The organism is Lutibacter citreus (assembly GCF_003260195.1).
Classification (GTDB): domain Bacteria; phylum Bacteroidota; class Bacteroidia; order Flavobacteriales; family Flavobacteriaceae; genus Lutibacter; species Lutibacter citreus.
On the sequence record NZ_QEIH01000007.1, the window covers coordinates 1 to 20,838 of the forward strand.

Below are 20,838 nucleotides of genomic sequence, written 5' to 3' on the forward strand. Positions count from 1 at the left end.
CAGTATATAAAATATTATAATAATGAAAGAATTAAACTAAATTTAAAAGGAATGAGTCCGATTCAATATCGAACTCATTATTATCAAAATTAATTATAAATTTGTCTAAACTTTGGGGTGCAGTCTATCATCTTTGAGTTCTTTCGAAACTACAATTAGAAAAGTTTGTGATGGGTCCATATTATTTGACTTAGTTACTATTTCAATCCCTAATCTCTCATAAGCCTTAAAACAAGGTGTATTTATACCTCCAGAAAAATAATTTTCAACTTTTCTACCAGTAGCATAATAATTAGCTATTGCCATGATGGGTTTTGATGGATACAAAGTTCCATCAATTTTTACATCATAATATTTAGAAGAGTTAAATCCATCTGGTATACCTTTTTCTTTAAGGTCATTAACCGCCGTTTTTACATTTTCAAGGGTTACTTTATTGAATAGCATATCTTTTATATTTGAATATTTTTTTAACCTCCTTTCAAGTTTATTCTTCATAGCACAAAACTCTTTTTGAGTAATTCTGTGCGCTACAAAATCAGGGTTTCTTTTTTGCTCTTTTAAAATATATTTATCAACTAGTGGTATAATAGTTGTTAAATCTTTTTCAACGTCAACTAATAATTCTTCAATCGTTTCATAGTTTTCTTTTTTACGATTTGGTATAAAAGTAAAAATTTTATTATCTGGTTTACTTTCATAGCTAAATCCAAACTTATTTACCAAAGGATCCTTTAGGGATTTAAGAAGTTCTAAGACTGATAAATTTTGATCATTTTCAGGTGAATTAGTTTGATTAAATTCAAGATAATAGGAGTAACCATTTGATGTTTGTTTAAAAAAAAGATCAATACAGTCTGAAGATGATCCTGGATAACCCACTGGTATAGCCTAAAATGTTGTGCCAAAATAACGAGACTTTTCAGTACCAATAAAATAATCTAATTCAGCTCCTTTAGACCCTTTTATTCTATGTGAAAACGTAAAATTAGGGTCTTGATTGTTTTTATCAATTAACCAATTATATACTGTTTTTTCGTATTCTTTATAATCTATCATTGTTATTTTTTAATTATTTTTCTCCATAACTGTCTCCATCTTTCTTCACAACCATACCCAACTTATTATTAGTTATTATATCATAAGATTGCTTCGTACCTTACAATGACGTTACTGTTACCTGCACATTCATTAAAGTGGATAATAACCAATTTCGCAGCTCGTAATTTTTTTGAAAACCTTATCTTTAAACAAAAAATAAAGGCTCTTTTCTAGTTGAACAATTGAGTAAGAGTCGCTCTCTAATTTCATTTATTTTTGGATGATCAAATGTTCTCGCTTCTTCCGGACAATACTTTACACAAGCACAACATAAGGTGCACAATTCACCGTCTGTTATAACTAAATCTTCTATGCTAATTGCATTGGTAGGACAAACATCAACACAAATACCACATTTATTACATCGTTTATTATCTGTTTCTGGATGAACATTTGCAGGTAATTGTTTACGCTCTTTATATGGGTAATTACCTGGTATTGTAGGTGCTGTAAGCTTACTTATATGCTTTATTTTTTTAATTACCAACTTGGAAAAATCCTTGCATTTTTCTAAATCTTGTTTATCAGGTCTGTTCTGCGCTATTGGTTTTTCATTGGATGAATAGGAATGTTCTCCAATAAAAGCAGCGCCAGCAATTACCTTAAATCCACAATTATTTGCTATTTCTTGAAGCTCTAAAAGTGAATCATCGTAATCTCTATTCCCATATACAACCACAATTACCGCTGGAGATTGATTTGATTGAAACTTTTTCAATGTTTCAATAGCAGTTAATGGTAAACGACCACCATATACAGGAAGTCCAAATATTGTTAAACTATTATTTAAGACAGGTATTGATTCTATTTCATTTTCTGAAATATTATATTCTGAAATACGCTTTACTCCTAAATTCTCACCAATTTCTCGAACAATTTTTTGTGTAGTTCCTGTCGGTGAATAATATATTAGATTTAATGCATCCATAGTTTTTTTTGAGGTTATTTTTTATCTAATTTTTTTTCTTTTATACCTTTCTCCATCTTTCGCAACCATACCAAACTATTATTTTCGTTCTGTTTATAAGATTGCTTCTCACCTAGTAATGACGTTACAGTAACCTGCCCATTCATTGACTTAAATTGACATTACCTAATAGAATTAGATGCAGTATAGACGGTATTTTGACTCTTAAGTCTTCGTTAAATATTATAGCTTTTATGGAAAAGAATTATTTAACATGTTAAATTAATTTAGCAATTAAACGAAGGTTAAATGTATGGATATTTTTTGGTTTAGAACGATAATTGAAACCTAAAAATAACATTAATATTTGTTGAAATAAAACAATAAGTATTAACCAAATCATTTTAAATAATTTAGCCACATAACAATAGCTTTTTAAAATGAATAGATAAAAAGAGTTACTAAATATTTGTGTTTATTTTCATAGAGATTCTTAGATTTTACAAAGTATTAAAAGTAAGAAATCTAATTTATTTCGCATTATGGAAAACCATAATTCAAAAGAGATACCGTTAATCCTACTTAAATACATTTTAAAGCTAAATTTCAGGCCTCTTTTCAATCCTTTTTGATTTTGTAACCTTCTACAAGCTTTAAAGCTGCCTGTCCATATTTGGACATATTAATCTTCATATTTCCGTAATTTTATAAAGTCAAAAAATGTGCTAATATCTTAATTAAGGTAAAAGTTAATTAAAGGAACTATACAAACAGTTATCACTCCTCACTGGCAATTATTTTTCTTAACTCCTAAAAAAATATTTTTTAATTTCAGTTATTATACTATAATTGACTTCTAGACCTTAAGGTCTAACTTTTTCATAGCAATTTACCCACATCTCTACGATGTGAGTTTTTTATTTGTAAAATTCACAAAAACCAGTTTTTTTCTAATTTTTAAATTAGAACTATAAATGATCCCAAAAAGAAAAATTCTTCATTAATTATTTCCAAAAAGTCTGAAATGAACCTATTTTTTAGATAATTCGATGTAGAATTGTGAAATACACCTTTTTTGTAGTTTGATTATTTGACAAAATATTTAAATTATCATTGCATTTTAATCGACAAAAAACCACTTATTATGAGAAATAAGAAGCCGTTTTTGTGCAAATTTTGTGCACAGATTATTTTTTAAAGAAAACAAAAACGTCTAAAAACAAAATAACCTACTGAAATTCAGTAGGTTATAACGTGATCGCGATAGGATTCGAACCCTATCCACAAGCCCTTAAAAATAAAGGGATTAACTTTTCCTTGTTGCGTTTTGTTGACCGATTAGCTACCATAATATTTGATAATACTTCAATCGATTTGACCTTCGGTCTAATTATAAAGATACAAAATTAGCACTACTAAACAGCTATAAATAGCTTCAAATTTTATGGGCTTTTTCAAAAAAAATCTATAATTTAGGATTTAATCTTCTAAAAATATTTCTTTAAACTGACCTTCAATACTAATAATTTCATCAGCTGTTAATTCCACAAACTCATTCTTTTGAGCTCTCTTTGAAAGCAGCCCTTGATTCTGTTCTAAAAAACGAATTAACAAGGCAACCATTTTATCTGGCATTTCAAATGTATTCTCCAGAAAATACTTCATTTCATCAAATTTGCGTAAATAATTCACCTCATCAGGAATTACATTTTCTAGAGTATCATTCACACAATCATATAAAAATTCAGCTTGCAATGTAGCATCAAAATATTTATATAAATCAATTGTATTATTTAAAACTTCAACATTGTTGTTTTCAGTTTTTTGCCATTTTATAAATTCTAATAACGAATGTGAATACGATTCTAACACCTTTCTATAATCGGTAATATGGTTCAATATTGAAGCTGAGATTGGAAATATTATACCCTGTTGAGCAAAATTCATTTTGGCTAAAATATGATGAATTAAATACCGATGTATTCTCCCATTACCATCAACAAATGGATGAATGAATACAAAGCCAAAAGCAATATTAGCAGCAATTAAAACAGCATTAAAGCTTGACTGTTCCATTCTTTCAAAACTTTCTATTAGTCCATTTATCAACTCTTCAACATCTTGCCATTTCGCAGAGATGTGTTCCGGTATTGGTTCTCCTGACATTCTATCGTGCTCCCCTACAAAACCAGCTTCTTTCCTAAACCCCATTTTAACAAACCTACTATTCTCTATTACCATTTGCTGCAATCTTATCAGCTCCTCTTTGCTTAAGTTTTTGGTACCCGCCTGCCCTATTGTCTTTCCCCATAGAACTGCTCTTTTATTTGTAGGATTTTCACCTTCAATTGTAAAAGATGCTTTAGAATCTTTTAATAATAAAAATGCTGAAGCTCGTTGCAAAGCATCTTTTCTAATATTTTTCAGATAATCACTCTTTTTTACCTCTAAGTTAGCCTCAATATATTTTTCTAGCTTTTCAGTCTTAAAAATTAATGGACAAAAATTAGGTGTTCCTGGTAAATTATTTACAATACGTTGTCTTGAAACATTTGAACCTTGAATTGCATATTGAATTTTACCATCTATCAATGCTACAAAATTTCCCGACTTTAAATTTGGAATGTTTAATTGTTGATTAAATAACCATTCATATAAAAACCATATTTTACGACTATATTGTCCTAAAGGTTCTATTTGAACCAACTCCTCTATTTCCTTAACAGATAATCTTTCAAATAGTTTTTTAAAAAATAATAAGTTAACACCCTCATATCTTAAAGCAAATATCAATTGCTTATAAAGAGATTCTGCTGGTCGATGTCGCGGTGTAAATACCTGCCATTCCTCTGTTTTATATTGTCGGTTTTTAGTACTTATTAATGCTAATTTAAATGGCATAGGTATTTCTAGTTTAAATACCTCTATTAATGCTCCATACCCCACTAAACTACCAATTTCAGGAACAGTTCTCCCGTGAAAAACAGTTATATTTTGTGAAAAAAACTTAATTTCCATATCTATTTGTGAAATATAATTAAATCAAATATACGTGAAAATCAATTATAAGCTATGAAAAACACTTAATATTATTTAATATTTATGAAAAACACTTATATATTTTAGGTTTTAAGGTAGATCGAATGCTATAAATTATATGCAAATAAATACAATAATATCTATATCTACCTTTTTATATGTATAAACATATAAAAAAATTTAAGATACCTTACTCAGATATTCATTCACAATTTCTAGTTTAATACCGCTATAATCTGAGAATTCTTCTGAAGTTATAAATTGGTGTTTCTGTTTTCCGAAATGTAATTTCATTGTATTTAAAAGTTTACGCCCATATCTTTCACTACGCCCAGTGATGCACTGAATATCTTTTGGATATATACACGTTCTTACAATTTTCATACACTATCTATACTTTATCCTACTATAATACTAAACGAACCTATACCCTATTTCGGAATTAAAAGTTCATTTCGGATTGAATGGATTCCTATTTTTGATTTTCCTTATAAAGATAGCTTCATTTGTTTGAATTTAAAAATTTATAACATTATGGCTAAACAAACTGGTATTATTAAATTAAAAGGAACCATTGGTGGTATTTCCTTTTATAAAACAAGTGATGGACACCTTGCTCGTGAAAAAGGCGGTGTGGACAAATCTAGAATTGCAAACGATCCTGCGTTTCAAAGAACTCGTGAAAATGGTTCTGAATTTGGTGCTGCAGGTAAAGGCGGTAAAACACTTAGAAGCGCAATTCGTATTTTATTACAAAATGCAAAAGACAAAAGAGTTGTTAGTAGATTAACTACCCAACTTCTAAAAGTTGTTAAAACCGATACATCAAACGCGCGTGGTTTAAGAACTATTCAAGATGGTAATATGAGTTCTTTAAAAGGTTTTGAATTTAACTTGAATGGAAAACTTGGTTCAACTTTATTTACTCCTTTTACAACTACTTTTGATAGAGTATCTGGAGATGCGACATTAGATATTGCGGCATTTGCTCCTATGGTTAGAGTTGCTGCTCCTGCAGGAACAACGCATTTTAAAGTTGTGGCTGGTGTATCTGATTTAGATTTTGCAAATGAAAGTTCATCTTTTCAGAATGATGAAACTGCAATTTTGCCTTACGATAATGCAAACACAGCAACGGCTGCGTTAACAATGAGTGCTCCTGCAAATTCAACCCAACCTGTAATTATTGTTTTAGGTATTGAGTTTTACCAAGAAGTAAATGGACAAATGTACACTTTGAAAAATGGTGCATATAATGCTTTATCAATTGTAGAAATTGATACTGTATAATGCATTTCCTTTTACATAGAACTTATTTAAAAGAGGGCACCAATGGGGTCCTCTTTTATAAAGGTGCCTTCTTTGGTTTTATAATTGAATTGCCTTGGAAGGAAAACAAACGATCCTTTTCTTGTATTCCTGAAGGTGTTTATACTCTAAAACCTCGCTTTTCTGAAAAGTTTAAACATCATTTACAGTTGGAAAATGTTGAAGGTAGAAGCTTAATATTAATTCACCCTGCTAATGATGCTAAAAAAGAATTGCGTGGTTGCATTGCTCCTATTAGTTCACTTACAGGAATTGGAAAAGGATTGACTTCAACGCCTTTATTTCAAAAAATTGTATCGCTATGCTACCAAGCATTTGAACGAAAAGAAAAAGTAATCTTAACCATTAAATCATAAATTATGAACTTAAAACAACGTTATAAAAAACCTACTCCTCCATTTTTTAGAAAATTAAGAAACATTGGAATTGCATTGGCCACAGCTGGTGGTGTTATTATTGCTGCTCCAATTTCATTACCTGCTGCAGTAATTACTATTGCAACTTATTTAACAGTTGCCGGAACGGTAGCTACGGCTGTAAGCCAAGCTGTTGTTTCTGATAAAAAGAAAGACAAAGATTTAGATTCTAAAATTAACTAACTCATAAATTTAGAAATTGAAGTGGGAAACAATATTCAAATAAAGTCTGGGGTTATAGGTGGGACTTTGCTATCCACTGTTTTAAATATAAGCTTAAACGATGTGATTTTTACTGTTGTTATGGCTGCTATTGGAGCTGTTGTTAGTTTTTTTGTATCTCTAGTTCTAAGAAAACTATTTGAAAACAAAAAAAAGCCTAGCTAAATTTTAAGTCAGGCTTTTTTTATATGCATTGTTAGTATATTTGGCGAAACGATTTGCTAATAATAGAATTTTTCTATTTTCTGAGATTTGTCTGTTGTGAAATTAACCGTAACAACTTTTAAATCCCACGATTCAATTATTACCTTGTTTGTTGTTTTTTCGATCTTACTTGTAATTATACGTGTTGTTAGTATTGGTTGTAAATTCAATTATTATTCTGACGCAGTTCTAACTTTTAACCGAATAATTGCGAACATTACGCTTTGAAATACAGTAATGAAACTATTGAGTAATTCATCAAAATCAGTAATTTTATCGCTTCTATAAAATCGAATTTTCCCTTTATTATCTGCTCCATATATTCGACAAGGATAATCTTCAGAAGACCAATTCGTTGATTTCAAAGTCATTTTTTCTATTCTTTTTGATTCGTAGGTTATTTGTGTAACTGCTATAAAATCTTGAACGTCCCATCTGCATTCCTTATCTCTAAAATCAACGGTCAGAAATCCATAACTATTATTAAGGTTGATTCCTGTTCCTAAGAAATTTTTCACTTCAAATTGAATGTTGTCAGTGTTGACTACCTCTTCAACTAATTCAAGTTGTTCACTCATAAATTTTTCTATAAAACTCAGCCAAGCTTTACGTAGATCATTTTGTGAATTCATATTTGTTTTCTCTATTTGTAATCATTTTACCGTTTAATTTTATCATTACTCTTTTTGCTCTAAATCTGAATACTTTAAAAGGCTTTTTCTACTGTAATTTGTCGAACGAAAATATCAGTCGAGCCATTTATACTAACGATTTTTGGTATGTTTTGTTGAGTGTTTAAGCACTAAATTTAGTAAATAATTACTGACCAAGAAAATCCCTTTAGGATTTTCGTAAGTGTGCTAGAACCAAACAATAAAATATACCAGTTGTGTGTGCCCAGCATGGGCATCTTTAATTTACTGAAAGGTAAATAATTAATCTAGAGGGTGCAAGTCCCTTATGGGCAAGGGTAACGCTTTGAACCATTAGTAAGTCGCAAGGTTGTTAACCGTGAGGTTAGAATTGAAGGAAGCGAGACTACAAAACTCGGTACTGACGAACAGGAATCGTATATGAGGCATATAAACTTGGGTAAGCAAGCACATCATTGTAACGCCCAACGAATACCAAAAGGGTTTATATGTAGATACGGCAGTAATTGAGAGAAAGAAGATGTTATTACCTGGGGAGGTCTCTGTAATCACGAGTTGATATAGCAGAGAAGTCAGCAGAGGTCATAGTACCTACCAGAAATGAGCTGTGTAAAATCACAGAGGTCTCACAAGTAGGGAAGGACTGAACATTAATCTTTCTGAAATTGAATTGGGAGTAATTTCTACGTTACTGATAGTATTCTAGTAGAATTATAGCCTTTTATAAAAGTAGGAAATAGCTTCAACTGGTGTAAAGAGCGGTTGTAGAGATGATTAATGAACCGCCGTATACGAGACCCGTATGTACGGTGGTGTGAGAGGCGCACTCCGTTCAATTATGGACGGAGCCGTCTACTCGATTAGAGCACGTTGTTACCGGTACAATTTAAAAATATCAAAATTCCAATAATTAAAATCGGTGGAGCAACAATCATAATTGTATACCAACCATAAATCTGCCAATTATACCTTCTCCTTACTTTCTTAATATTTTTTGGAGTAGCTTTACTTGGTGCAATTTTTTTAAAATATTCAATATTATTTATCTGAAATAAATCATAATCAATTGGTGAATGATTTTGATAATTCCTCAATACTATTTGATATTTATTAGACAAATTTTTCACAAAGCTATAAGTTTCATATTCTGAAGGTTTTTTCTTTTGTGTTTTAAATATTCTCAAATCATTATAAAGTTCAGATAAATCAAGTCCACAATCGTGAAATATTTTAGCCTTTAATTTATAATCTTGAGCATTTTCAAACTGACTGAATACAAGAACTAAAATTGAAAGTGCAGTTATGAAATAATTAATGATATTCTCATCATTTCCTGAATTTATATTATAAACAGAAATCAAACTGGCAATAATTAGATATGCAGATAGAATAGCCAAACTAATATTCGATAAGTTAGCTTTTATTTTTAATCTTTTATCCGCATTAAATCTTGCTCCTTTTGTAGACCAAATTTTATAGTTTAATTCCTCTAAAAAACTTTTTTCAAGATATTCTTTCGGACTAGCTAATTGATTCTTATTCTTTTCCATTGTAATTTTTTATCATAATGTGCCCTAACTTGTTATATACAAACTAACTCCACTAGTTATTAAGATAAAACAAGGGATAAACCAAGGTTTCACCTATTTTAATAAAATCAATACGATATAGCTTGCAATTATTTTGCTACTAAATTACAGTAAATGAAATTATATTTCAATAAAATTTATTTATTTAAATTGATTATTGATACAGGTTATTTTAGAATGCTTTTTAATAACAACTAATTTTCAAGAATAAACCAAATTGTTCTGATAAATCAATCATATTCATAGTGCCTCTACTTTTCCCATCCCAAAAGGCAATTAAAGCATCGGCATAATTTGCCATTTGTTCATTACGTTTTGGTCCTGCAGCTTTTCCAAATCTTTTCCAATCTGCAGGAAACTTTGTTACAATATATCCTCTTTCTTTTGCGTATTGCTCTCCAAGTTTGTCGGCTCCTTTGTAATAAGCTCCAGATACAATTTCAACATTGTTTTGATCCTGGAGAATGTTATCACATTCGGCACATAGCTTTTTATAATCATTGAAAGTACGTCCTCCTGCTATTATTAGTTTCATAGTTTTTAGTTTTAAATGGTGAGATTCTGAATCAAGTTCAGAATGACGGACTCCTTGATGAAATCACAAGTCAAGTCCAGGATGACACTTCGACTGCGCTCTGTGCAGGCTCCAATAATTTTAGGACCTCAATAATGCAATTTTTAATTGTGCAATTGCTGCGAGTTGTTGCTGCAGGTTTTCTTCAAAAACGGTAATTTTTACCAGTTTTTTAACCTTAGTTTCCCATTGCTGTTTCACGTAATTATTTAATGCTGTATTAATAACCATTTTAGTATCGGTTATACATATAAAAGGAATGACACTTCCTTTTAAATAATAGAGGAAGTACTTTCCAACTTTAAGAGATAGGCATAAGTAAAAAAGCTGTTCTCGTTGCTCCTGATTTTGAGTAGTTACTACAAAACAATTTGGACAAGATTGATCAAGTGGCTTACCACTGTTCAAGCCTTTGTTCAAAATAAAAAAGTGTGGTGCACTGTAGGTTCTTCCTACCTGATGGGTTCTGATTTCATAAGTTGACATAGTTCTCCAATTAAAATTATATGCTTCGCTAGCGCTTCGCGCATTAAACTTTTGGAAGAAGAAAAAAGACAGCTATGATGCTGGTTGTGAGGAGAAGGCTGTCAAGGTTTTTGGAAAAAATACAACCTGTATAGAATGTTGAAACGAAACCGAATGTATATGAGGTGGAGATTTTTTTCAAAACCCGTAGGGCTAGACCTTAATTGCATTAGTGTGGCTGGTGAAGGGAACAACCTATTTTAGCTATCTTTTTTATTTTTACTTTAAATCTAAATTATAGTATTATGGAAAACCCTTTTGAAATTATTGTAGAGAAACTAACTGTTATTGAAAAAAGACTTGCATCAATTGAACACAAATTAGAAACTAAATATAATGATGATGGTTATAAAGAAGTTATGAACTTAAAAGAGTTATGTGAATATCTTGGGCTTTCTAAAAGTCATATTTATAAATTGACAAGTACTAGAGAAATACCACATTCAAAAAATAGAGGTAAAAAACTTTATTTTAATAAATATGAAATTGATAAATGGGTATTAGAAAATAAAGTTAAGACGATAAAGGATATTGAACAAGAAGCTAATGCTAATTTAATGAGAAAAAAAAGGTAAAATCAAATTAATTAACGATACTGAAGTTCGAAATATGATATTAAAAACTGTGTTTAAAGTTGATATTAGCAGGTAATCGCGAAGCATTAAAGCGAGCCGCCTAGCGAGTTGAACGAAGGGTGTTGGGGTAAAAGTACGTTGCCAACGGCATAAGTACGTGCAACAACTACGTGGTACACGCAAGGTTGGCGGAGTTTTTGCTGTACTTTTTCGTATTTAAATTTATGAAGTTGGAAAGGCAAGTGCAAGATATGAAGTGGTTTTCATTTACACTATGTTCATTTTACTCACGGACTCAATTATTTTATTAAGTGTTCGTGATGTGCTTCGCAGTAGCCTTGATGCAAAACGAACCAAAAAATCAAGACTTATTAAAATAGCCTAGAATACTACGTTACCTCACTTTTGTATCCAGACCGCTTAGCTCTTTGGATTACTCATACGTTTCGATAACTTCTATTTCTACAGCTATTTTAATAGGTCGTTTTGGTGAGTTGGGTTTTAAAGTAAATGTTGTTTTAAAAGTATGATTTAAACGGAATATGTTGCTCTTGTGAGCGTTTGCAATATGGTTTAATCTCGAGTGGCAAGGAGTGGTTAAATAATATGCAAAATGGGTTTTCTTTTTCTGAAGTAAGTACTGCAAAAACTGTGACAACCTGATTAGCCCGAAGTGAGCAGCAGGCGAGCGAAAATAGTGTAATAGCGGTTTGCCCTTAATTAAAAGACTTGCGTGGCAAAACCTAAAAGGATTTTAAGGGCAAAAGATAGCTATGCGTGAGTAATACATGGAATGTGTGTAATAAAATAATTGAGTGTGCTGCAATGAGCACCCACTGGAGCACAAATTGTAGTGCAATGAATGGCAAGTACAAGGGGATTACAAGTTGAAATTTTAGTTCCGAATTGTGAGATTGCTTCGCTTCGCTCGCAATGACGTTTTATTTAGAATGCCCTTGTAATTGTATTTTACGGAACTAAATGGAGCGTGTGACGAACACCTTATTACCTGCACGGATGTTTCTGGTTTGTTCTACTTTAATTAATGGAAATGGATTTGTTGGTAGTTCGGATTATGAGACCTCCAGTCAAGATGAAGGTGACGTTAGGGCAAAGGCAAAAAGTAAATACCACTTTTTCAGTGGTTTTTACTATGCGGAATTGGAAGCTGTATGTAGTGGAATGTAATGGAACGGAATACTGCTGGAGATGGGGAACAAATTACTTGTTATATTTAAACACGATAAATTTATAAGAAACAAAAAACAACCTAATTTAATGTTCATTTAGATTATTCCGATTTTAAATGCATAACATTTTTGAGCAATAAGAACTTAAATTGTTAATTTTTAAATGAAAAATTACCGACAAATGATAGTAAACCAGAATGGTCACTTGCATTAGATGATTTTAATACAACATTGGGAATAACCTCTCCAATTAATAAAGGAGAAATTTTTTATTGAATTAAGGCTATTCTGAAATTTACTTTTTATTCCTTTTTAAATTTATAAATACCTATCTGCCCAAGTTGCAATAATGTTTCCAACATATTTAGAATCCCTTTTGTTGCTCAATAAATGGTCTGCGCCATTTAATGAAATAAAACTTTTTGGATGCCTTGCCGCTGAATAAATTTCTGCTGCATTTTCAATTCCAACGGTTGTATCTTGTGGTGAATGCAATATTAAAATTGAATTTCTAAAATTGTTTAAAATATGTTTCAGGTTATTCTCTTGAATATCTTCAATAAATTGTTTTTGAATAGTAAATTCCCTTCCTCCAATACTAACTATAGCGCTTCCCATCTCCTTAATTTCATTAATACTGCTATGAAATAAATGAGAAACATGTTTTGGATTTGAAGGTGCTCCAATTGTTGCTATGGCTTTTACTGATGGAATTTTTGCAGAGGCATAAATTACTGCAGCACCACCTAAAGAGTGTCCAATTAAAAGTGAAGGTGCCTGATAATTTTCTTTTAAAAACTGTGCTGCACTGTATAAATCTTCAATATTTGAAGAAAAATTAGTATGTTCAAAATCGCCTTCACTTTCTCCCAAACCAGTAAAATCAAAACGTAAAACTGCGATATTTTTTTCTGTTAAGGTTCTTCCTATAGTGCGCACAGCGGTTAGGTTTTTATTACACGTAAAGCAATGTGCAAAAAGCGCATACGCAGTTGGTTCGTTTTCAGGTAATTCCAATCGAGCAGCTAACACCATTCCTTTGGTATTTTTAAAGGTTATTTTTTTAGAAATCATATATTTATTTTATTTTTTATAGGTCAAAAACTTTGTAAGAAATTGCAAAAGCAATTACAGAAGTAATAATACCAATCATAAAAATTGTGTATTAATACTTTTTTCAAATCTGTTTTCTGAAATTATTTTTTGATTCGCTTTTTTTGTTTCTTTTTCAAGTTTCTTTTTTATTGAAATTAAGTTTTCGTTTTTAGCAATATTCCAATTTAAAATGGCAAATTTAGTATAATATTTATGTTGTTTGAAAACGATAATATTTTCCTTCATCCATTCTATATTTGTGTAAGTGCCGCAATCAGTATTTTTAAATTCCTCCCGCAATTGATTTGCCAGTTTGTTATAATTTTTTGAGGCAAAATGTGCAAAATCGGCATCACAAATAATTTCTTGAAGTAGGTTTAAAGGCGTTTCATTTAATTTTGTAGCATTAATACACGCCAATATTTGCTGTATTTTATATTCATCATATCCTTCTTTTGTTAAAAAATCTTTTGCAATTACAATACTATTATCTTCATGTTTTGTTTTGTCTACAGTATATCCAATGTCATGAAGCCAACCAGAAAGTAACACAATTTCTTTATCTTCATCGGTTATATTTTCATTTTTAATGATTTCATTTATTTTAGAAACTACAAATTGTGTATGGCTAAATGTATGATAAACAAAAGCGCTTTTTAAGTTTTTATTTAAACTCTTAAGCACAAAGGTTTCTGCTTTTAAAAGTATTTCTTTCATACTATAAAATTTGGGAATTGTTTTTTAAAACCAATTGTAGTTCAAACAGTTTATTTTTCCATATTTTTTTAATCATTCTGTATATATTCGATTTCATAAAAGCACCTAGTGTATTTAATTCCAAATATAAATTCACTTCCACTTTTGTTTTATTTTTATCTATTTTATGGAGTTTTATTAAATATGAAAAGTTTTTAGCAAACATTAAGTCTTTAGTATTTTCACCATAAACCAAATCATCTGAAGTAGTATTTGCAATGGTTTCAAAATTCAGATTACCAACCTTAAGTATGCAATTGTGTTGGGTGCCAATTCTGTTTACTCTGTTTTCGTCAAATTTAATTTTTTTGACTTCTTTATCCCAAAGATGGCGGTATTTTAATTCACTGATATATGTATAAATTTCTTGAACATTTCCATCAAAATCTTCTTTAATAGTTATTGAAGGTTTACTGATTTCTTTGTTTTTAATTTCATTTTTTTCATCCACTAATTCTACATTATTTTGAATATTTTCTAGATTTTTATAAAAATATTCAAGCTGTTTTGAATTATAACTTTCGTTTATTTTAATCCAAGTTTCATCTACATTATCTTTATACAAATCGTAAGCGTTATTTGTTAATAAAATATACTCATTAACTGGCACCTTGTTTTTTAGGGAACTGTGAATTTTAATTACATCTTTGCCATAGGGTTTTACGATATCTTTTACTTTTATAAAAGCCAAATCACCATAATGCACCAAAAATTTGAGTTCTAGGTTAGTTGTAGTTCGGCAAGATCCGCAATTGCAAATTCGTTTCGATTCGTAACTTTTAGTGTGTTTATGAAATTTTTTAAGCATAGCGGTTGTTTGTTCTAAAAGTTGCCCGTAATCTGGTATTTTAGATGTAAACATAAATAAGGCATCACCTTCAATTTCAACCAATTCTAAATTTATAGTGGCACTGTCAATTAACAATTCCAGCAATTCTGCAATAATATGAATGCCGTGTTCAATCTCCGTATTATTCACAAATTTTGTAAATCCGCTGATATCTGGCATAAAATAAAGTGCTTTTTTCATTGTATTGAGTTTTTAATCCTTCAATTGGAAAATTACTTTTTGATTCTTTAAAATTATAATTTCAAATATTTTATCAAGCGCTTTGGGTATTTTTCAAACAGAATTTGGTTTATTTAAATGCTAGATTTTGCATTTGTTTAAAGTAGTTTTCGGTTGCTTTTAACAAGTAATAAGTGAGCTAAAAATATTAAAAGGGATACTTAATTTTATTTATTAATTATTCCTTCTTTTTATAAAGCAAACTTGCTATAATTATAAAACCAACACCTGTAAGTGCAGGAGGAAGAATTTTTGCTGAAATACTAATTGCAATCATAACAAATGCAATAATGATAAGTCCAATTAATAAGCTGTTTTTCATTTTTGAAGTTTTTAAAATTGTTTTTATAATTGTAATTTAATTTTTAATTATACACTTTCAGAATATAATTCTTGATAAGACACTAATTTATTTGGTCCTGTTCTATGTAAAATATGTTTTCTGTTAATTTCATTCGATTTTGTCAATCCTGCTGCGGATAACATTTCAACAAAACTGTGAATAATATTTTTATGATAATTGCTTACACGTATGTATTTTTCATTTACATCCAACCCTTTCATTAAACTTTTATTTTGAGTTGCAACGCCTACAGGACATTTATTTGTGTTGCATTGCAACGCTTGAATGCATCCAATAGCCATCATCATGGCGCGCGCACTATTTATGCCGTCTGCCCCCAAAGCCATTAAGCGAATCATATGAAAGGCAGAAAACACTTTTCCCGAAGCAATTACTTTTATATCTGTTTTTAACTCATATTTTTTTAAGGCATTTACCACAAAAGACAATCCTTCACGTAAAGGCAAACCCAACGAATTTGAAAATTCTACAGGTGCAGCACCAGTACCACCTTCACCACCGTCAACAGTTATAAAATCGGGTGAAATATTTGTGTTTTTCATTGCTTCGCACAGTTCAATAAACTCTTCTTTGCTGCCAACGCAAAGTTTAATACCAATAGGTTTTCCGTTGGAAAGTTCTCTTAATTGTTGAATAAAATACATTAAGCCTTCTGCATTGCTAAAAGCTGTATGATAGGGAGGAGAATGCACATCTGTAAATGGTTTTACATCTCTAATTTTAGCAATTTCTTCAGTGTTTTTAGCTGCGGGTAAAATACCTCCGTGACCTGGTTTTGCACCTTGAGAAAGTTTTATTTCAATCATTTTGACATTTTTCTGCATGGCATTTTTTTTGAAAGTGTCTTTACAAAAATTACCTTCAACTGTTCTACACCCAAAATAACCAGTACCAACTTGCCAAATCAAATCTCCACCACCTTCTAAATGATAAGGACTTATACCGCCTTCACCCGTATTGTGGGCAAAACCACCTAGTTTAGCTCCTTTATTTAAAGCTAAAACGGCATTTTGGCTTAATGCTCCAAAACTCATAGCAGAAATATTTAAAATACTTGAATTATATGGGAGTTTACAATTTTTACCTCCAATCGCTATTCGAGGATTTGGATCTAAATCGGCTTGTTTTTTAGGATATAAAGAATGTGTCATGCACTCGTATCCAATTTTGTATACATCAGTTTTAGTTCCAAAAGGAGTGGTATCATTTTCATTTTTAGCTCTTGAATAAATTAAAGATCTAAAAATTCTATTTACTGGAGTACCTTCCATATCAGTTTCCACAAAATATTGTTGAATTTCTGGGCGAAAACCTTCCAATAAATACCTGAAATGACCAATTACTGGAAAATTATTTTTTATAGTATGTTTTTTTTGAAGGATATCTTTAATTCCAATCAAGATTAATGGAATAATAAATAGCAAACTCCATAAAATTGGTTTCCAAAAAAATGAAATGATTGTAATAAATAATAAGATTGAAATAGCTGTTGTGATAAAAATTTCTCTTGGTTTCATGCTATAATAATTTTTTTTTTTGATTAGTGAAAAGGGTATTTACTTTTAAATATAGAATAAACCCAACAAAATAGACTCCTTTTTAAATTTTCCCTGACATTTATATCGATATCTTTAGAAAATATTTTTTAGTACATCAAATAATTATCACTGATTTTTTACTTAATTCAATAATTTTTTAATTTAAATTCGCAATAATGTCAGTCATTTTTGATCGTTTTTTATAATCTGGGTCAAAATGTCTCCATTTTACTTTCATTTCTTTTGAAATAATAAAAGTTGCAGGAATTGGTAATTGTTCGCTTTCGTCAGTATGGCTTTCTTTTAATTTTGCACTTAAAATAGTATTATATATAAAACGCATAACTTTACTTGGACGAAAAAGCACATTAAAAGCTTCCGCTATTTTATAATTTTCATCATATAAAATAGTGAATTCAGCTCCTGTTTTTTTAATGGTTTTTTTGATGAATTCAGACTTTTCAGGAGTTACAACCACTACCGAAGCACCTTTTTCATAAATCTGATAAAATTGTTCTTGTAATTCTTTTAAATGTTTGTTGCAAAACGGACACCATTGACCACGAATAAAAATTACAACTAGGTTTCCATTTTTTAATGAATTACTTAATTTAAATGTTTTGTCAAAAATATCTTTTGCTGAAAAATCTTTTACAATTAAGCCTACACTTATCCCTTTGGCTTGATTTACAGTTTTAAAAATAGCATTTGTATTCATATTTAAATTTTTATTTTAATGGTTTTTTGTTTTAAAGTTGCATTGTTATTATTCCTTTTCAAAAAGAAATTTATGATTTGAATTAAAGCTAAAGCAGAAAATAAGATTGTAAAAATGATGTTGAGGTATTTGCTAATAATGGCTTTTTTATCAGTTAAAAAATAGTTGCCCGCTTCAGTAAATAAAATCATTCCTACAAAAGTACCAACGAGTGCACCTACAATAAAAAAGTTATTTTGATTGCTATTTGGTTTTATTTTTTGCGTTCTAAATAAATATAAATAGACCCCAGACCAATAAGGCCACTGCATAAAATTTAAGATATTTAGTGTCAATCCCAATACAAATGGTACTTGAATTAATTGTAATTGTTTTAAACTAAAATTTTGTTCATTTCCAATTGTAGCATAAAAATAGAAGGCTGAAATTGAAAAGAATAGTATGGTGAAAATATCAATAAATAGTAATAATTTTTGTTGTTGAACCAACCACTTTGATCCATAACTCACCACTTTTAAAACAAAAAACTCTATAAAAACTATACCTAAAATAAATTGAATGGTTGCCAAATGTCCATTTTCCAGTAACAATTGTAAACCAATTACATTAAGGTAACCCAAAGGTAAAGTACCTATTAAACTAATTAGGAACCCAACTACTAACGGTTTGTTTTTTGGTAAGTGTTTTTGAATATTGTTCAATTTAACTAATTAGTTTTAGGCTGTATTTTAAATTTTTACTTTCTTTTATCATTATTTTACATTGTTTAATACTTAAATAGGGATGTCCTTTTTTATAATTATAAGTACTTATTTTATATAAAATATTGTAATGTTTTATAATTTCTTTCCACGCAAAAAAGATAGAATGCTTGGGGTCGTACATGTGTGTAGGTTCGCTACCTGCTCCATTAAGTTCTATAATTGAGAAATTTTCACCTTTTTCTAAATCTTCTCTGGATTTAAACATAATATCTAATCTACCAAAATAAAAATCAGGTATTTGTAAACAAATGTTATTAAAGGTTTCCGTTAATTTATCATTTATCCAATGGCTTACATCGGTAAATTTACTGCCACGAACATGGTTTCCAAATGGCACTAAATTAAGGTTTTTATCTTTTGGTAATATTTCATTTAATTTTTCTCCAAATCTTTCTTTTAAGGCATCTAATTGCAATGCAAATCTTGGGTTTTGAATAATCAACTCTTGAATTGTATTTGTTCCATTTCCTTTTACAATTAGAAAATCTTTATATACAATACCTGTTATTTTCCCTTTTGTTTCATTAGGCATTCTATAATAAAACAGTCCAATTTCTAAAGGAAATTCTGAAAATTCTTGAATTAAAAAATCGTGATTTGCATTTTTTAAATATGCTGTTAACTCTTTTTTAGAATGGATTTTTTCAACTCGAAGACCCTGCAAGCCAATGTCTGGTTTTATAATAAATGGAAATTTAATATTAGAATTATCTATTTCTTTTAAGATTGTTTCTAACTTTTCGTTGTTATTAAAAAGCAATGTTTCAGGATAATATTGCTTCGGAATTAAATCATAAATTTCTTTTTTACTTTCCATTGCAAATCCTCCATTTTTAATTTTAGGATTGCTAGCATTAAAAAAACCTAATGATTTTGCTTTTAAACTTAAAAAAATCCAATAGAAATAAATTGGAAAATAAACAACGTTCATTGGCCAATATTCCCAATTTAAAATTTTATGAATGGTGTTTTTTAATTTTCTCAAAACGCTAATTTTTCTGTTTTTTCATTATTGTTCATATCAACATAAGTCAATTCAATTTTATTATTCTGAGAAAATAACTGAGTAATGCTAACAGTTTTAATGCTATTATCTCTGTTTATTACCAAGCCGTAATTTTCATTTTCAGGATGTGTGTTTTTATGAAAATAAAGTGTGTCTTCAGGGGAAATAGGGGCGTTTTTTTGTTTATAATTTTCAAACCAAAGTTTACGTAAATTCCGTTGCTCTAAATTATATAGAGTTGAAGATGACCAAATATGTGCTTCTGTTGTTGTGTGCGGAATTGCATATTTCTCGATTTCATCCCATTTTAATTCCATTAATTTATTATTTTGAAAAACAATGAGAGTAAAAGGTTCAACACCTTTTAAAATAATAGAAGAAAAATGTTTTATAGGATTTGCAGATGCTATCATTTCCATCAATACTTTTCCTCTGCTTCTTGTGTAATTGGCTTTTAATTGGTGTTTTTCAAAAGCACCATTGAGCAATACTATACATGTTCCGTCATTTTTTGCAACAATCCAAGTTCCACCAGCTTTCTTATCTTTCGGGTACATTAATTTGTAATGTAAATCTTCGTATATTTTAGGTGATATAGTTGGTCTATTTATCTTTTCATCTCTATTGGATGTGAAAATAAAACCACTTTTAATAGGAACAAAGGTTACTGTACACATACCTTTTTATATCTAATAGTTGCAGGAGCTAACCCAAAAGTTTCATCTATAAACGATGCGATGTTTAACTCCAATAAACCAACTTTTATTAAAGCCTGATGATGAATACTGTGTTCTAAACAATAAGCTAATTCTCTAAAAACTGTAGTTTTTATTTGATTTTCATTTCCTTCATTTGCAGAAAAATTACCTTCCAAAAAGCATAGTGTATCTGTTAAATCCATTGCTAGTTTAAAACAAATAGTATCAATCATTTCAATGGCAACGTCTTTATCTGTTTCAATCAGCAAATTTCTTTTTCGGTTGTCGTAATTTATAATTTTTGAATCTAAACCATTTAATACGCTTTGGTAAAATTCTAAAATATGACGAACATGTTGTCCAATAGAGGTATCTGACAGTAATTTAGCACCATAAGCATATTGTTGATCAGACAATTGAATTACTAACTTTTTAATTTCTTCTAAATTTTGTTGGCAATAGGTTTTCATTTTAGTACAAATTATATTTATTCAGGGTGTATAATT

General features: G+C 29.7%; 24 protein-coding genes. 6 read left to right on the forward strand and 18 right to left on the reverse strand.

Features of this window, described 5'->3' with window-relative positions:
* Positions 1-93: IS3 family transposase (locus DAD81_RS14865; protein WP_157961064.1), on the forward strand; the 93-nt coding region annotated here is incomplete at its 5' end.
* A gap of 12 nt (positions 94-105) precedes the next feature.
* On the opposite strand, the gene DAD81_RS14870 is transcribed toward DAD81_RS14865, so the two are convergent.
* The 4 genes from DAD81_RS14870 to DAD81_RS14880 form a co-directional block, all read right to left on the reverse strand.
* Positions 106-882: a hypothetical protein gene (locus tag DAD81_RS14870; protein ID WP_111709083.1), complete on the reverse strand. Its 777-nt coding sequence runs from the start codon at positions 880-882 to the stop codon at positions 106-108.
* Positions 883-891: 9 nt separating this feature from the next.
* Complete coding sequence (locus tag DAD81_RS20740; RefSeq protein WP_157961151.1) at positions 892-1,059, reverse strand: hypothetical protein; 168 nt, start codon at positions 1,057-1,059, stop codon at positions 892-894.
* Between the two features lie 187 nt (positions 1,060-1,246).
* Positions 1,247-2,029: an EFR1 family ferrodoxin gene (locus tag DAD81_RS14875; RefSeq protein ID WP_111709084.1), complete on the reverse strand. Its 783-nt coding sequence runs from the start codon at positions 2,027-2,029 to the stop codon at positions 1,247-1,249.
* Between the two features lie 1,458 nt (positions 2,030-3,487).
* Positions 3,488-5,026, reverse strand: coding sequence for a Fic family protein (locus DAD81_RS14880; protein WP_111709085.1), 1,539 nt, complete (start codon positions 5,024-5,026; stop codon positions 3,488-3,490).
* Positions 5,027-5,581: 555 nt separating this feature from the next.
* Between DAD81_RS14880 and DAD81_RS14890 the strand changes: the two genes are divergently transcribed.
* Genes DAD81_RS14890 through DAD81_RS14900 form a run of 3 tightly spaced genes read left to right on the forward strand, consistent with a single transcriptional unit; the run spans position 5,582 to position 6,975 of the window.
* Positions 5,582-6,337, forward strand: coding sequence for a hypothetical protein (locus DAD81_RS14890; RefSeq protein WP_111709087.1), 756 nt, complete (start codon positions 5,582-5,584; stop codon positions 6,335-6,337).
* Positions 6,337-6,732, forward strand: coding sequence for a DUF5675 family protein (locus DAD81_RS14895; RefSeq protein WP_111709088.1), 396 nt, complete (start codon positions 6,337-6,339; stop codon positions 6,730-6,732). Before DAD81_RS14890 ends, DAD81_RS14895 begins: the two co-directional genes overlap by 1 nt.
* Before the next feature lie 3 nt (positions 6,733-6,735).
* Positions 6,736-6,975: a hypothetical protein gene (locus tag DAD81_RS14900; RefSeq protein WP_111709089.1), complete on the forward strand. Its 240-nt coding sequence runs from the start codon at positions 6,736-6,738 to the stop codon at positions 6,973-6,975.
* A gap of 416 nt (positions 6,976-7,391) precedes the next feature.
* Here DAD81_RS14900 and DAD81_RS14910 read toward each other — a convergent pair whose 3' ends face one another.
* From DAD81_RS14910 to DAD81_RS14925, 4 genes are all read right to left on the reverse strand, one after another.
* Positions 7,392-7,796, reverse strand: coding sequence for a hypothetical protein (locus tag DAD81_RS14910; protein ID WP_157961152.1), 405 nt, complete (start codon positions 7,794-7,796; stop codon positions 7,392-7,394).
* Positions 7,797-8,731: 935 nt separating this feature from the next.
* Positions 8,732-9,421 carry an SLATT domain-containing protein gene (locus DAD81_RS14915; protein ID WP_111709092.1) on the reverse strand — a complete coding sequence of 230 codons (690 nt, stop codon included), beginning with the start codon at positions 9,419-9,421 and terminating at the stop codon, positions 8,732-8,734.
* Between the two features lie 223 nt (positions 9,422-9,644).
* Positions 9,645-9,995 (reverse strand): DUF2493 domain-containing protein, encoded by a 351-nt coding sequence (locus DAD81_RS14920; protein ID WP_111709093.1) that lies wholly within the window; start codon positions 9,993-9,995, stop codon positions 9,645-9,647.
* 120 nt (positions 9,996-10,115) lie between these two features.
* The gene (locus tag DAD81_RS14925; protein ID WP_111709094.1) at positions 10,116-10,520 is read right to left on the reverse strand and encodes a DUF6943 family protein; all 405 of its coding nucleotides are present in this window, start codon (positions 10,518-10,520) and stop codon (positions 10,116-10,118) included.
* 284 nt (positions 10,521-10,804) lie between these two features.
* Here DAD81_RS14925 and DAD81_RS14930 point away from each other — a divergent pair, with 284 nt between their 5' ends.
* Positions 10,805-11,134: a helix-turn-helix domain-containing protein gene (locus DAD81_RS14930; RefSeq protein WP_111709095.1), complete on the forward strand. Its 330-nt coding sequence runs from the start codon at positions 10,805-10,807 to the stop codon at positions 11,132-11,134.
* A gap of 990 nt (positions 11,135-12,124) precedes the next feature.
* Positions 12,125-12,322 (forward strand): hypothetical protein, encoded by a 198-nt coding sequence (locus tag DAD81_RS14935; protein WP_157961153.1) that lies wholly within the window; start codon positions 12,125-12,127, stop codon positions 12,320-12,322.
* A gap of 320 nt (positions 12,323-12,642) precedes the next feature.
* On the opposite strand, the gene DAD81_RS14940 is transcribed toward DAD81_RS14935, so the two are convergent.
* The 10 genes from DAD81_RS14940 to DAD81_RS14980 all read right to left on the reverse strand — a co-directional run bounded on the left by DAD81_RS14940 (position 12,643) and on the right by DAD81_RS14980 (position 20,802).
* Entirely contained in the window at positions 12,643-13,398 is a 756-nt protein-coding gene (locus DAD81_RS14940) for an alpha/beta hydrolase family protein (protein ID WP_111709097.1), read from the reverse strand.
* 75 nt (positions 13,399-13,473) lie between these two features.
* Positions 13,474-14,136: an HD domain-containing protein gene (locus tag DAD81_RS14945; protein ID WP_111709098.1), complete on the reverse strand. Its 663-nt coding sequence runs from the start codon at positions 14,134-14,136 to the stop codon at positions 13,474-13,476.
* A 1-nt stretch (position 14,137) separates the two neighbouring features.
* Entirely contained in the window at positions 14,138-15,205 is a 1,068-nt protein-coding gene (locus tag DAD81_RS14950; protein ID WP_111709099.1) for a DUF2652 domain-containing protein, read from the reverse strand.
* A 217-nt stretch (positions 15,206-15,422) separates the two neighbouring features.
* A complete protein-coding gene (locus DAD81_RS20840; RefSeq protein ID WP_179950064.1) occupies positions 15,423-15,566 on the reverse strand; it encodes a hypothetical protein in 144 nt (47 codons plus the stop codon).
* 47 nt (positions 15,567-15,613) lie between these two features.
* Positions 15,614-17,125 carry an FMN-binding glutamate synthase family protein gene (locus DAD81_RS14955; RefSeq protein WP_111709100.1) on the reverse strand — a complete coding sequence of 504 codons (1,512 nt, stop codon included), beginning with the start codon at positions 17,123-17,125 and terminating at the stop codon, positions 15,614-15,616.
* Between the two features lie 178 nt (positions 17,126-17,303).
* Positions 17,304-17,864, reverse strand: coding sequence for a peroxiredoxin-like family protein (locus DAD81_RS14960; protein WP_111709101.1), 561 nt, complete (start codon positions 17,862-17,864; stop codon positions 17,304-17,306).
* A 2-nt stretch (positions 17,865-17,866) separates the two neighbouring features.
* Complete coding sequence (locus tag DAD81_RS14965) at positions 17,867-18,565, reverse strand: hypothetical protein (RefSeq protein WP_111709102.1); 699 nt, start codon at positions 18,563-18,565, stop codon at positions 17,867-17,869.
* 1 nt (position 18,566) lies between these two features.
* Positions 18,567-19,613 (reverse strand): ATP-grasp domain-containing protein, encoded by a 1,047-nt coding sequence (locus tag DAD81_RS14970; protein ID WP_245949308.1) that lies wholly within the window; start codon positions 19,611-19,613, stop codon positions 18,567-18,569.
* Positions 19,610-20,311: an NRDE family protein gene (locus tag DAD81_RS14975; protein WP_111709103.1), complete on the reverse strand. Its 702-nt coding sequence runs from the start codon at positions 20,309-20,311 to the stop codon at positions 19,610-19,612. The genes DAD81_RS14970 and DAD81_RS14975 overlap by 4 nt, the downstream gene beginning before the upstream one ends.
* Positions 20,299-20,802 (reverse strand): DinB family protein, encoded by a 504-nt coding sequence (locus DAD81_RS14980; protein WP_111709104.1) that lies wholly within the window; start codon positions 20,800-20,802, stop codon positions 20,299-20,301. The genes DAD81_RS14975 and DAD81_RS14980 overlap by 13 nt, the downstream gene beginning before the upstream one ends.
* Between the last annotated feature and the right edge of the window lie 36 nt (positions 20,803-20,838).

Coding starts and splice junctions, on each gene's coding strand:
- DAD81_RS20740 (WP_157961151.1), bottom strand. CDS start 1,059: ATGATAGATTATAAAGAATACGAAAAAACAGTATATAATTGGTTAATT.
- DAD81_RS14875 (WP_111709084.1), bottom strand. CDS start 2,029: ATGGATGCATTAAATCTAATATATTATTCACCGACAGGAACTACACAA.
- DAD81_RS14880 (WP_111709085.1), bottom strand. CDS start 5,026: ATGGAAATTAAGTTTTTTTCACAAAATATAACTGTTTTTCACGGGAGA.
- DAD81_RS14890 (WP_111709087.1), top strand. CDS start 5,582: ATGGCTAAACAAACTGGTATTATTAAATTAAAAGGAACCATTGGTGGT.
- DAD81_RS14895 (WP_111709088.1), top strand. CDS start 6,337: ATGCATTTCCTTTTACATAGAACTTATTTAAAAGAGGGCACCAATGGG.
- DAD81_RS14900 (WP_111709089.1), top strand. CDS start 6,736: ATGAACTTAAAACAACGTTATAAAAAACCTACTCCTCCATTTTTTAGA.
- DAD81_RS14910 (WP_157961152.1), bottom strand. CDS start 7,796: ATGAGTGAACAACTTGAATTAGTTGAAGAGGTAGTCAACACTGACAAC.
- DAD81_RS14915 (WP_111709092.1), bottom strand. CDS start 9,421: ATGGAAAAGAATAAGAATCAATTAGCTAGTCCGAAAGAATATCTTGAA.
- DAD81_RS14920 (WP_111709093.1), bottom strand. CDS start 9,995: ATGAAACTAATAATAGCAGGAGGACGTACTTTCAATGATTATAAAAAG.
- DAD81_RS14925 (WP_111709094.1), bottom strand. CDS start 10,520: ATGTCAACTTATGAAATCAGAACCCATCAGGTAGGAAGAACCTACAGT.
- DAD81_RS14930 (WP_111709095.1), top strand. CDS start 10,805: ATGGAAAACCCTTTTGAAATTATTGTAGAGAAACTAACTGTTATTGAA.
- DAD81_RS14940 (WP_111709097.1), bottom strand. CDS start 13,398: ATGATTTCTAAAAAAATAACCTTTAAAAATACCAAAGGAATGGTGTTA.
- DAD81_RS14945 (WP_111709098.1), bottom strand. CDS start 14,136: ATGAAAGAAATACTTTTAAAAGCAGAAACCTTTGTGCTTAAGAGTTTA.
- DAD81_RS14950 (WP_111709099.1), bottom strand. CDS start 15,205: ATGAAAAAAGCACTTTATTTTATGCCAGATATCAGCGGATTTACAAAA.
- DAD81_RS20840 (WP_179950064.1), bottom strand. CDS start 15,566: ATGAAAAACAGCTTATTAATTGGACTTATCATTATTGCATTTGTTATG.
- DAD81_RS14955 (WP_111709100.1), bottom strand. CDS start 17,125: ATGAAACCAAGAGAAATTTTTATCACAACAGCTATTTCAATCTTATTA.
- DAD81_RS14960 (WP_111709101.1), bottom strand. CDS start 17,864: ATGAATACAAATGCTATTTTTAAAACTGTAAATCAAGCCAAAGGGATA.
- DAD81_RS14975 (WP_111709103.1), bottom strand. CDS start 20,311: ATGTGTACAGTAACCTTTGTTCCTATTAAAAGTGGTTTTATTTTCACA.
- DAD81_RS14980 (WP_111709104.1), bottom strand. CDS start 20,802: ATGAAAACCTATTGCCAACAAAATTTAGAAGAAATTAAAAAGTTAGTA.